The following is a 12,657-nucleotide window of genomic DNA, read 5'->3' on the forward strand; positions in this document are numbered from 1 at the left end:
TTTTTTATTGTTTATGTAAAGGAAACTTAACATCATTATGTATTATGTGTATTACTAAGGTATTTTTTTTCTATGGCATGTAAAGGTAACTTAACATAATGGAAGGAGGGGAGTGAAAAAATTGAAAAATAGAGTTAAAGAGCTAAGGGAAAATAACAGTATGACTCAAGATAAATTAGGCGAGATGGTTGGGGTTTCGAGAATCACTATTATTTCCCTTGAGAAGGGAAAGTATAACCCATCAATAATGTTGGCATACAAAATCGCAAAGGTTTTTAATTTAACTATAGAAGAAGTTTTTTTATTTGAGGAGGAGTAGGTAGGGTAGTGTTAAAGGTATATGAAAATTGATATACACCTATAAAAAATTACAAGAAGATTAGATTAATTGAGAATGGAGAATGGAGAATTGAGAATGTCGGATATTTCTCTCCGAGAAATTAAAATTTTTGCTATTTTTTATCCCAAAAGGGATGTGTGATTCTAAAAAAAGGTATGACAAACACGTGTGATAATGAATATATCTTGGATAACGAGATGTTACTTTGCACAGGACTATCGACCTTTAGAGATGGGGGCAAGTCTAATATAGATAAAGTATTGAAAATCAAGGGTTATGTTAAAAGTACCATTAAAACTTTTGACAATACCTAGGGTAGTATGGGGAAAAAAATATTAATAAAGGAGAATTAATTATATGAAAAGCTATGAAAAATTAAATAGAAAAAATAAGATTGAGTCATTGTTATTTGCATTATTTGGTGTGTGTTCAATTGTATCAACCTATTTATTTGAGCCAATTGGACAAAAGCAATTGGTTATTTCTCTTGGATGGGCTGCTACAGGAGTAGGAATTTTAATGTTCTTAATGTATACATTTGGAAAGAACAACAAGAGAATGAAGGATACTACTATAGCTGAAAATGATGAGATGAGCAGCCAAATGAAAGGAAATGCGGCAAGGAAATCGTTTATGCCTACCTATATATTTTTAATGATAAGTATAATTGTTGTTCAGTATGTGAATATCTCTGTAACAAATTATATATTAATATTATTAGCAGTCTTTCCAGGTATATATGTCATAAATATTTTTAGGGTATCTTTAAAATATTAAAAATAATACAGTCAGGTACAGACCAGGGACGGTTCATTAAAACTTTTAATGTTTTAATGAACCGTCCCCTAGTTCTTGACCTAGTTATTGGTTTATTATTTTAACTAAAATGTAAACTATTTCAAATTAATATCGTATATAATAATGGATATATTTTAAGGGGGTATTGCTTTGAATAAAAAAAAGAGTAAAAAAGCAAGTAGTAAGTATTTAATAATTGTAATAGCCTTGTTTTCAATTTCTATAGTTTATGGTTTTATAAAATGGGACACAGAAAAAAATAATGTGTTAGACATTGAGGGAATTGATTTAATAGAGGTAAATGGTAAAGTGTCAAGGTTGAGTAATGATAATAAGGCAGTAGATTCCATAAATAAATTAGCCTTTGAGATGATTAAGAAAGATCAGGGGAACAACCTTGTAATTTCACCTGTGAGTATTGTAAGTTCTTTATCGTTACTTACTAATGGAGCAAATGAAGAAGGCAAAAGTGAACTATTAAGTTATTTGTTATCAGAGAAGACTCATGTAGAATATAATCAAACTATTCAGGATATGAACAAAGATTTTAATGAATATATTTTGTACATGAGCAACCATGGTAAAAATTCTGAGATTAAGTATGGAACTTCAATATGGATTGATAAGAAATATTCATATGATGTAAATGAGGAATTTATAAATAGGGCAAATAATGATTATTATGCAGAGGTTTATTTTGAAGATTTTAAAGGGGATACAGATAGGTCAGTAAATAAGGTAAATAAATGGTGTAATCTTAAAACTAAGGGTAAAATAAATGAAATTATGGATAAGGAACTGGATGATGAGTTCTTTGGAGTTATACTTAATACTCTATATTTTAATGGTTCATGGAAAGAACCTTTTAATAATAGGTCGACTAAGAAAAAGGAATTCCTTGCAGGTACTGGGAAAAAGGTTAAAGTCCCCATGATGTGCTCTAAAGAGAACCTAGAATATCTTGAGAATCAACAATTCAAGGCAATTAAAAAAGGTTATCGAGGTGGTAAATATGAAATGACAATTATACTGCCTAATGAGAATATAGATATTGATGAGTTATTAAATAATATGGATGTAGATTCATGGAATGAAATTAATCATGGAGAAAATTCTTTTACATATGATGAGGTAATTATTAATATGCCTAAATTCAAGTTTGAATATGAGAGATTGTTAAATGAAGATTTAATCAATAGTGGTGTTAAAAGTGTATTTAAGAGTACACCAGCAGGATTAAGTGATATTAGTGAAGAGGTATATCTTTCACTTATAAAGCAAAAGTGTACAATTGAAATTAATGAGAGTGGAACAGAGGCTGCTGCAGTTACTTCCATTGAAATGAATAAATCTGAAGCATGTGAAGCGGAAAAGGAACCAAAAGAATTTATAGTTAATAGACCATTTATATTTATAATAAGTGATAGCAAATATGATAGTATTCTTTTCATAGGAAAAGTTTATAATCCAGCATAAAAAGGAGTTGCAGTAATGAAAAAAAGGGTTTGTATATTTTTATTAATACTTATGATTGTAGGACTAAGTGGGTGTAATAAACCTGTAAAAAATATAAAATCAAATATAGAAGTAGAAACGATAAAGGTATCAGTAAAGGATAAAAATAATAATCAAGTGGATGTAGCTGATGTAAGCAAAGCAGTAAATAGAGCGACGTTTTCTATGATGAAGGAATTAAATAAGGAAAAAAATATGCTTATTTCACCACTTAGTATAGTATCATCATTAGCTTTATTACAGAATGGAGGTTCTAATGGAAGTGATGATGAGATAATAAGATTTTTATTTGGGAAAGATTTAGAGCTTAATCAAGCAAAAGAATTAATAAATACACAATTCAGGGATTTGATTATTAATTGTGTAAATGATGAAAAAGATGAGGTTATAATAGGAAATTCAGTTTGGTTTGACAATAGGGTAAGTGATAATGTGAATGATGACTTTTTAAAGGTTTCTAAAGAAAACTTCTTTAGTGAAGTTTATACAGAAGACTTTATAAATAATACAAAAGAAGCTGTTGGTAAGGTAAATAAGTGGATTGAGTTAAAGAGTAAAGGAAAATTGAAAGACATTATGGAGGAAGAGGAAGTATCAGATGAATTTTGGGGTACATCAGTAAATACACTATATTTCAAGGGAAATTGGAGCACAGAATTTAATCCTTCTATGACAAAGAAAGAAAAGTTTACTAAGGCTAATGGTGACAGCATAATGGTTGATATGATGAATAAAATCACTTATAGCTCTGTTTATGAAGATGATAATATGTATGCATTACATCTTCCTTATCAGGGGGCACATACAATGACATTTATATTGCCTAAGAATGGGATAACACTTAATGAAGTGCTAAAGGATATGTCTTTGAATCATTGGAATAAGATAAAAAATGATGAAAATAGGATGTATTCAGAAGTAAAATTGAAAGTACCTAAGTTTAGATATGAATATGAAACAAAGCTTAGAGAGTACTTAAGTGACAATGGAATAAACAAGATATTCACTAGTGTAGAAAAACCTCTTGAAGGTATTATGAATAATGCTTATATAAGTGAGATAGTGCATAATACAGTAATATCCTTAGATGAAGAGGGAACAGAAGCTGCTGCTGTTACTAGAGAACTGTTATGTGGAAGTGGTATGCCTGAAAATGAAGTAGAGTTTTATTGTGATAAACCTTTTGCATTTATAATAAGCAATTGGAGGAATAATACCATATTATTTAGTGGTGTGGTATATGAACCTAAATTTTAAAAATTTGATATAATAGAAGAGTAAAATTATACAGAGAATTCAAAATTGGAGGGGAATTATGGGAAGAAAAATTAAAATATCTAATGAAAAAAGAAAAGAACTAATTGATAAGATAAAAGAATTTTTTTATGAAGAAAGAGATGAGGATCTTGGTGATTTAGCCGCTGGACTAGTTTTAGATTTTATTATAGATGAGATTGCACCAGAGTTCTATAATCAAGGAGTATATGATTCATACACTTATATGACAGATAGAATTGAGGATGTTTTATCATTACAAAAATAGTATAAAATAAAAGCATAATGAGGAATATAAACTCCTCATTATGCTTTTATTATTATAACTCTAGATTATTTCTTAGAGTTTCTCTTAATTCAACTAATTCAGGATAGTTATAGAAAAAGTTTATTTTTTTTGATTTTATACTTTCATCTACAGGAGCTTCTTTCATCACAAACATAGTGAAACTCTCTGCTATGTCCTCAACAGCATTACTAGCCGCATAATCTGTAACAAACTGATATTCATATTTCAGATAAAATTCATAAGCTTCATCTTGATAAGCTTCAGTCATAATTCCATCATGCGCATCTTCAAGCTTTTTAAGTTCAGGATATATGTTTGTCCAAAACTCATTGAAAAAGCTGTTTAGATATGAATCTTTGTTACAGATTCCTTCATCTATAACAAAGGTAGAGTTATCACTTTGTGAATCTGCTGGGGATAACTGAGAATCATTTAAAGATAGAATGTGGAATAATTCATGAATCAAAGTGTGATAGAAATCTTTATCTGTGAGCTTATTGTTTTCATCAAAAGAATCATCTAAATCCAAAGTGAATTCAAAGGTGCTATTTGTCTCATCTAATGCTGAAGCAGCACCAGTAGTTCCTCCTTTTCCATCTGATATAATTCTTAATAGGGATATTTTTTCAAGAACACTATCAGGGTAGACGCTTTTAACTTTATTCCATAGAGTTTTGTGTACTTTGATTTTATCCTCAGATAATTCAAAAGATGAATCTAATTCAAGAACACCATTTGATATTGAATAGATAGCTCTAGTGTTCTTTTCTATATCATCATCAACAGCGCTTTGGGTTTCTTCTGAATTAGAAGAATGATTTGATTTTGCTTCAATTTTAGCATTGTTGTTTGAAATGTTGTTTTGTGAATTTGAGCAACCTGCAAAAAGTAATAAACTTATAAAAATAGCAGGTAACAATTTTTTATTAAACATTATAGGTCCTCCTTAAATGAAAAAAACTTTTAGTACAAACTATATAGTAACATGTACTTGTGTACATTTTGTGTTTTTTTAAGTTTGAATATATTAAAAGAAGCTTCTACCTTAAAAGTAGAAGCTTAAAAAATTATTAATCTTTTTTATGTATCTTTTTACTATGTTTTGTTCCAGCATTGTTTAATTTTTTTTCTTTTTCTTGTTTGCTTGCAGTAGAACTTACATGTTTTTCACTCATAGCAGTTATCCCTCCTAAAATTATAATTTGATTGTAGTACCACAGTATTATTTTCTTCAATGATCAAATTATAATGCTATGAAATTAATAACAAAAATACCTGTCTCAAAATAGAGATTACTTTCTATTTTGAGACAGATTTTTTTATTTCAAAAAAAGCTGTAAAGTCTATAGGTAAAACTGAATATAAATGTAAAAATGTTATTATTTTCTTAAGACTATTTTTTATTCATAGGGGAGGATGAGTATGGAATCGTTAACATTACTTAGAAAAGAAATAAATAAAGTAATAATTGGTCAGGATTATATGGTTGATAGAATTCTCATAGGTCTTTTTACAGGTGGTCATATTCTTTTAGAAGGTGTTCCAGGACTTGCAAAATCATTGACTGCCAGTACTATAGCAGGTGTAAGTGGAGTTGGTTTTAAAAGAATACAGTTCACGCCGGATCTGCTGCCGGCAGATATTTTAGGAACCGAAATATACAACCAAAAAACAGGAGAATTTATTGTAAAGAAAGGACCTGTATTTGCCAATTTGATTCTGGCAGACGAGATTAACCGTGCACCTGCTAAAGTGCAGTCAGCACTGCTTGAGGCAATGCAGGAAAATCAGATTACAATAGGAGATACCACATACAAATTAGAAAAACCATTTTTGGTTATTGCAACTCAGAATCCGCTAGAGCAGCAGGGAACATATCAGCTTCCAGAGGCGCAGCAGGATAGATTTATGATGAAGCTTAAAGTTGAATATCCAAACAGGCAGGAAGAGAGAAGGATACTTGATCAGTTTGGGTTAGGAGAGGAGAGGGAACTTTCCTTCCAACAGATATTATCAAGAGAAAAGATAGCTGAAATCAGAAAAATAGTAAGCAGTATTCATGTGGATGAGAATATAAAGAAATATGTTTTAGATATCGTGTTAAAAACCAGGGAAAACAGACAATATATTGAGTGCGGAGCATCTCCACGTGCAACTATAAACCTTGTTAAAGCAGCACAAGGGAGAGCCTTTTTAGAAGAGAGGGATTATGTTACTCCTGACGATATTAAGGCTGTCGTATATGATGTATTAAGGCATAGGATTGTTCTTTCATATGAAGCGGAAGCAGATGAGATGACTCCTGAAAAAATCATAGCATATCTTCTAGAGCTCACACGTGTTCCGTAGAAAAGGTGATGTAAATGTTAACTAGAGAAATGATTAAAAAGATTAAATATATAGAAGTAAGATCGAGTAGGATAGTTGAGGAGATTTTTTCTGGTGAGTATCATTCTGGATTCAAAGGTAAGGGAATGGAGTTTCAGGATATAAGGGAGTATTATGCAGGAGATGATATAAGAAATATAGATTGGAATGTTACCGCAAGGCACAATAAAGCCTTCGTTAAGCAGTTCTGCGAAGAGCGGCAGCTTAATATGTTTCTTTTAATTGACATATCAAAATCCAATTGTTTCAGCAACAAGAAAGAAATTATTGCAGAGATTTCAGCTACACTGGCACTATCAGCAAATAAAAATAAAGATAAGATAGGGGCAATGTTGTTTACAGACAGGATTGAGAAATTCATTCCATCAAAAAACGGGAAAAAGCATGTTCTGTCAATCATAGAACACATACTGACTTTGAAGCCTAAATCACAGAATACAGACATCAACTGTGTACTTAAGCATTTTATCCGAACCCAGAAGAAGAGGAGTATAGTATTTATAATTTCAGACTTCTTAGATGAGGGGTATGATAGAGAGCTTAAAATATTATCATCCAAGCATGATCTGGTTATGGTAAGAGTGGTTGATAAAGGGGAAGAGAGAATTCCAGCAGGAGCAATATTCTCATTTGAAGACCTTGAAACAGGAAAAACAATAGTTTTAGATAATCTTAAAAACCAATACTCACAAAACAATAGCTTAAAGATGTACAAGAAAAATATGATAGAAATATATACAGATGAGGATTATTATAAACCGCTGAAACAATTTTTTAAAAGAAGGGATCGTAAATGAGAAAATTAAAGGCAAAATCAGTGCTGCTTCTGATGCTTGCATATATATGCTTATTTTCAGTTTGTCAAGTGTATGCACTGGACCAAAGAAAGATATATGTGGGGGATATAATCAATATAAAAATCTCTAGTAGTACGTACACAGAAGAAGAGATAAGGAAAAAGTTTAAAGACTTTGAGATAGTGCATTTTAAAAAAGAAGATGATGCATACCTTATAGGACTGCGTACATTTGAGACCGGGAAAAAAAACATAAAACTGGGGGATAAAGAGATAGAATTGGTGGTTTATTCAACACTGGAGGGAAAGGAAGATAGAGGATTGATTGATGGTGATTCTAGTTATGAAAAGCTAGGAATCAACAGAATATATGGATATTTTCTATACACAACATTGGCTATATTTTTATTTTCATCAACTTTTTATGTTATTAGTCTCATTAGAGGAAAATCTAAAACAGAGCTCACAGCTAGTGGGGTATTCTGGAATTCGTTAAAAAAAGCAAATCTTCAGGATGAGGAGTCGCTGGCCTTTATGAAGAGCATTTTTAAAAGGTATATGGAAGAGGTCTACTCTTGCAGCATAAATGGAAAAACATCATGGGAGATTGTTAGAGAGATAAAAGAAGTTGAAGGGCTGAAGGAGCATATGCAACAAATTAAACAATGGTTTGAAAAGTGCGACCGCTATACGTTTTCACCCATTATTTCTACAGCAGAAGAGAAACAAAAACTCTTTAATGAATTGGAGGAATTGGTTGAAAATATGGAGGATATAAAAGAGGGGGAAGGAATATGAGATTTGCAAATTGGTATTTCTTTTTACTTATACCTTTAGTGGTCTATGTTTTTCTATGGAAGAAAAATAAATCAGCAATTAAATTTTCAAGTGTGAAGCTTCTAATGAATTCAGGAATGAAGAAAACCATAAAACATAGAATAGGAAAGTATTTTATATGTGCAGGAGTGATACTTTTAATTACTGCACTGGCAAGACCACAGCTTATAGATAAAGAAGTTGATATTAAAGGTGAAGGTATTGATATTGCAGTGGTCCTTGATATCTCTGGTTCCATGGAGTCAGTTGACTTAAAACCAAACAGACTGGAGGCTGCAAAAAAAACTATAGAAGATTTTATTAATGAGCGACCCAATGATAGGATATCGCTGATAATATTTGCTGGAAGTGCGTATACAAAGATACCTCTGACTCTTGATCATAATATTATAAAAGAATCACTTGTTGACATAGATTCAAGATATGTTAAAGAAGAGGGAACAGCCATAGGGATGGCGCTTTCCGTAGGTCTTAACAGGTTGAAGAAAAGTGAATCCAAATCAAAAATAATCATTCTTGTAACAGATGGTGATAACAACGCAGGAGCAATAAATCCAGTAACTGCAGCAAAACTTGCAAAGGATATGGATGTGAAAATTTATTCAATTGGTGTGGGAACAGACACAACCATAATGCCTACTCTTGTTTCAGGTAAAACTATATACAAAAAGTATCAGGGAGGATTAAACGAGAAACTTCTTGAAGATATCTCCCATGAAACAGGAGGAAAATATTACAGAGCAAGATATGAAAAAGCCCTATCACAGATATTCTCAACTATAAACAAACTGGAGAAAACAGAGTTTGACAATGATAATTTTATAAGATACAAAGAACTGGGTTTTATGTTTATAAGACTGGGTTTTATACTGCTTACCGTAGGGATTTTCATGGACAGATACTACTATATGCAGATACCTTAAGGAGGGAATACAATGAATAATTTAGAGTTTAAATATCCTTTAAATATATTTTATCTTGTTATTCCGGTGCTTGTATTATGCATATTGATACTGGGAAGCATGAAAAAAGAAAAAATAATGAAGAGGATAAAACTTCAAGATGAGAGCAGGTTCAAACTGATTAGAAGCATTCTTATAATTTCCGGATTGGGATTCCTGGTTCTCTCACTTATGGGACCTCAGATTTTTAAAGGTGTCAGCGAAGTTGAAAGCAGAGGACTTGATATATACGTGCTCATTGATACTTCAAAGAGCATGCTGGTTGAAGATGTTAAGCCCAGTAGAATAAGCAGAGCTGTGAAGATAACAGAAAAGATACTGGACAACCTTCATGGAGATAGAATAGGATTTATCCCATTTTCTTCATCTGCATATGTTCAGATGCCTCTTACAGATGATTACAGCATGGCAAAGATGTTTTTAAATGTTGTGGATACAGATCTAATAAGCGGTGGGGGAAGCAATATTGGAAACGCAATGAAGCTTGCACAAGAAGCATTTAATGAAACTTCAGCAGAAAGTAAGGTAATCTTAATCTTAAGTGATGGAGAAGATCATAACTCTAAGAGTGTGGAAGTACTCAAGAGAGTAAAAGATGAAAAACTAAAGGTTTTCACCGTAGGGATAGGAACTGAAAAAGGAGGGCTAATACCGATTTATGATCCTGAAAGCGGGAAAAAAATTGGCTATAAGAAAGACAGAAATGGAGAAACCATCATATCAAAACTTGATTCTATAAGCCTTAAAAATATCGCATCAGAGGGGAATGGAACTTATTATAGATCAACAGTTGAAGGGGATGAAATAGATTCTCTTCTAAAAGAAATAACCAAGCTAGAACGCAGCACATTTAAGTCAAGAAAGATAAAGAACTACAGGCAGATATATCAATACTTCTTGGGCTTGGGATTGTTATTCTTTATTTTTGCGTATATTCTTCCAGAGAGGAGGAATGTAAAATGAAGAGGATGGTACTGGTGTCAGGTGTACTTCTGATGATAATGCTTGTGGTATTATTTGTTGGAATAGATGAACTTAGAAGCGGATTAGGAAAATCAGTATATGATAAGGCACAGTATGCTTACAATAAAGGAGATTATGGTAATGCTGTTATGCTATACAAGCAATTGCCTGACTCAATTAACAAATATATAAAGATAGGTAATGCATATTTCAATAGAGAAGAATATGAGAAGGCACTTGAAGTTTTCAAATATGGAATATTAAAGTTTCCACAGAATGTTGATTTAAAATACAACTATGAGGTTACAGAAGAGAAAATAAAAGATGAAAAAGAAAGACAAGAAAAAGAAAAAGAGAAAGAGGAAAAAGATAAACAAGATAAGCAAAATAAAGATAATCAGAACCAGGAGAAAGATCAGGAGCAAGACAAAGATCAGAATCAACAAAAAAATGAAAACCAGCAGAAACAGAAGGACGAGGAGAATAATAATCAGGAAAATCAACAACATGAAAATAAAGATCAGCAGAATCAGAATCAGCAGAAGGAAGAGAATAAAGAACAGCAGCAGGATAACCAGCAGAATAGTGGTGAGCAGAATGAAGAACAGGAACATAAGGAGCAGCAAGAAAATCAGAGCCAGCAGAATAAGAAAGAGCAACTGAATAATCAAAATGGTGAGAAAGGTAAAGACAATGAAGACAAACAACAGGATAAGGAGCAGTTGATGGAGGTTCTTAAGATGTTGGAGAAGAATGAAGAGGACAGCTTGAAAAATAATTATAAAGTTAGATATAACAGCAAGGAGGATGAACATGACTGGTAAAAAGAATAAATTAACGGTTTCTTTAACTGCCTTGTTTTTTATCTGTGTATTATTCTTTAAGCCTACGGTGGTTTTTGCAGAGGACGAGAATGTTATACTTCAGATGAGAAAACTTGATTTAAAAACAGGAGAGAAGATATTCTTACATCTTAAAATAATATATGAGAAAGATTTAGGAAATGTTGAGATATCCGAATTGGATAATTTTGAGGTTCTTTCAATAGGGCGAGCAACAATAATACCAAGAACTATTAATGGGAAGTCAATGTTTGAACAGAGTTTTGTTTACACAGTAATACCTAAAAAAGCAGGAGAGTTCAAACTAAAAGGAATAGTTATGTGTGATGGAGTAACCTACGAATCAAATGAGCTTACAGTGAAGGTTCAGGATAAAGATGCAGATGAAGAAGAGAGAATAAATGATACTTTTATAGAAACAAATATATCTCATGATGAGATTTATTTTGGAGAGAAGGTTGTAGTAGGGTACGAACTATATTCAAGAAGCAATATTGAAAATTACCGGTTTCTAACAGAGGTTAAAATTGATGAGGTAATTACAAATCATATTCCAGAGGATAAACTCAGTAAGGATTTCATTAATGTTAATGGAAACGATTATACAAAATATGAAGTCAAAAAGATGTTTATATTTCCAGTAAAAGTAGGAACAATTACAATACCTAATTACGAATTTAAGGCTAATGTATCTACAAAAGATTTCTTCAAATCAGGAAAGCCCGTTTATCTTCAAACACAGGGGAAGGAGATAAAGGTAAAACCACTTCCACTAGAGAATAAGCCTGATGATTTTTCAGGAATAGTAGGTAACTTAAATATAAAATCAGAATACAGTCAAAAAGAAATAAACTACGGAGATTCTGTGACTCTTAAAGTAACAGCTCAAGGGAACTGCAACCTTGATAATTTTAAAAGAATCATTAATGGCAAACTTGAGGGGTTCTCTGTTTACGAGACTGAAAAGAACTTTCATGAGAATATAGTTGATTACAAGTATACAGCGAAAAAAGAGTTTGAGGTAATACTTGTGCCGGAGAAAACAGGAAAACTTAGTATTGAACCTATAGAAATATTCTACTTCGATACAGAATCAAAAACATATAAAAAAGCAGAAATTAAAGGAACGACTATAGAAGTTAAAGGTAAAATGACTGAGGTTCAAACCAGCAGTCAAAGCAATTCAGAAGCAGTGGAAAAAATTGTAATAAATCAAGTGAGCTATGATACATCTAATGAAGAATACTTTACCATAAGCATAAAAATGAAACACCTATGGGTTGTTATAGTAGCAGTAATTATGCTTATTGCAGCAGTGGTAATAGGAGTAATTCATTTTAGAAGACAGATGAAAAAAGATAGAAGGTTAGAGGCGATTTACAGAAGATTAAAAAAGGCAGGGGATGAGAAAGAAATATATAATGTTTTTAATGAAATGATAAAGTATAAATTCAGAGTAAGCCTAAAAGCCAATTCTAAAGATGTAGTAATCCAAAGCATAGAGGATGATGAACTTGCAGGTTTGGTGATTGAAGTAATAGAATATATGGAAAGCAGAGAAGAAGAAATAAATCTTAACACTTTAAAAGATAAAATAAAGAAAATTTATATAATATTTGCTGGTATGTAAATTACAAATATGGCGGGGTTTG

Annotated in this window: 13 protein-coding genes; 12 read left to right on the forward strand and 1 reads right to left on the reverse strand. The window is 31.6% G+C overall.

Annotated features, from left to right (window positions below; translation table 11 throughout):
- The first annotated feature begins 121 nt into the window (after positions 1-121).
- The 5 genes from OW730_RS05610 to OW730_RS05630 all read left to right on the forward strand — a co-directional run bounded on the left by OW730_RS05610 (position 122) and on the right by OW730_RS05630 (position 4,196).
- Positions 122-319: a helix-turn-helix transcriptional regulator gene (locus OW730_RS05610; RefSeq protein ID WP_271228086.1), complete on the forward strand. Its 198-nt coding sequence runs from the start codon at positions 122-124 to the stop codon at positions 317-319.
- Between the two features lie 378 nt (positions 320-697).
- Positions 698-1,117: a hypothetical protein gene (locus OW730_RS05615; RefSeq protein WP_271228087.1), complete on the forward strand. Its 420-nt coding sequence runs from the start codon at positions 698-700 to the stop codon at positions 1,115-1,117.
- A gap of 171 nt (positions 1,118-1,288) precedes the next feature.
- Complete coding sequence (locus OW730_RS05620; protein WP_271228088.1) at positions 1,289-2,614, forward strand: serpin family protein; 1,326 nt, start codon at positions 1,289-1,291, stop codon at positions 2,612-2,614.
- 15 nt (positions 2,615-2,629) lie between these two features.
- A complete protein-coding gene (locus OW730_RS05625; protein WP_271228089.1) occupies positions 2,630-3,910 on the forward strand; it encodes a serpin family protein in 1,281 nt (426 codons plus the stop codon).
- A 58-nt stretch (positions 3,911-3,968) separates the two neighbouring features.
- Positions 3,969-4,196 carry a DUF2164 domain-containing protein gene (locus OW730_RS05630; protein WP_271228090.1) on the forward strand — a complete coding sequence of 76 codons (228 nt, stop codon included), beginning with the start codon at positions 3,969-3,971 and terminating at the stop codon, positions 4,194-4,196.
- Between the two features lie 52 nt (positions 4,197-4,248).
- Here OW730_RS05630 and OW730_RS05635 read toward each other — a convergent pair whose 3' ends face one another.
- The gene (locus tag OW730_RS05635) at positions 4,249-5,151 is read right to left on the reverse strand and encodes a hypothetical protein (RefSeq protein ID WP_271228091.1); all 903 of its coding nucleotides are present in this window, start codon (positions 5,149-5,151) and stop codon (positions 4,249-4,251) included.
- A 488-nt stretch (positions 5,152-5,639) separates the two neighbouring features.
- Between OW730_RS05635 and OW730_RS05640 the strand changes: the two genes are divergently transcribed.
- From OW730_RS05640 to OW730_RS05670, 7 genes are read left to right on the forward strand one after another with little or no spacing between them, the layout of a single operon-like run.
- A complete protein-coding gene (locus OW730_RS05640; RefSeq protein WP_271228092.1) occupies positions 5,640-6,566 on the forward strand; it encodes an AAA family ATPase in 927 nt (308 codons plus the stop codon).
- 29 nt (positions 6,567-6,595) lie between these two features.
- Positions 6,596-7,402 (forward strand): DUF58 domain-containing protein, encoded by an 807-nt coding sequence (locus OW730_RS05645; RefSeq protein WP_271228093.1) that lies wholly within the window; start codon positions 6,596-6,598, stop codon positions 7,400-7,402.
- Positions 7,399-8,199, forward strand: a complete 801-nt coding sequence (locus OW730_RS05650) for a hypothetical protein (protein WP_271228094.1) — start codon at positions 7,399-7,401, stop codon at positions 8,197-8,199. The genes OW730_RS05645 and OW730_RS05650 overlap by 4 nt, the downstream gene beginning before the upstream one ends.
- The gene (locus OW730_RS05655; RefSeq protein ID WP_271228095.1) at positions 8,196-9,161 is read left to right on the forward strand and encodes a vWA domain-containing protein; all 966 of its coding nucleotides are present in this window, start codon (positions 8,196-8,198) and stop codon (positions 9,159-9,161) included. The genes OW730_RS05650 and OW730_RS05655 overlap by 4 nt, the downstream gene beginning before the upstream one ends.
- 12 nt (positions 9,162-9,173) lie before the next feature.
- Positions 9,174-10,163 (forward strand): vWA domain-containing protein, encoded by a 990-nt coding sequence (locus OW730_RS05660; protein ID WP_271228096.1) that lies wholly within the window; start codon positions 9,174-9,176, stop codon positions 10,161-10,163.
- Positions 10,160-10,987, forward strand: a complete 828-nt coding sequence (locus OW730_RS05665; RefSeq protein WP_271228097.1) for a hypothetical protein — start codon at positions 10,160-10,162, stop codon at positions 10,985-10,987. The genes OW730_RS05660 and OW730_RS05665 overlap by 4 nt, the downstream gene beginning before the upstream one ends.
- Positions 10,977-12,635: a BatD family protein gene (locus tag OW730_RS05670; RefSeq protein ID WP_271228098.1), complete on the forward strand. Its 1,659-nt coding sequence runs from the start codon at positions 10,977-10,979 to the stop codon at positions 12,633-12,635. Before OW730_RS05665 ends, OW730_RS05670 begins: the two co-directional genes overlap by 11 nt.
- Positions 12,636-12,657: the final 22 nt, after the last annotated feature.

It is taken from the genome of Oceanirhabdus sp. W0125-5, from assembly GCF_027938815.1.
Taxonomy (GTDB): Bacteria; Bacillota; Clostridia; order Clostridiales; family Clostridiaceae; genus Oceanirhabdus.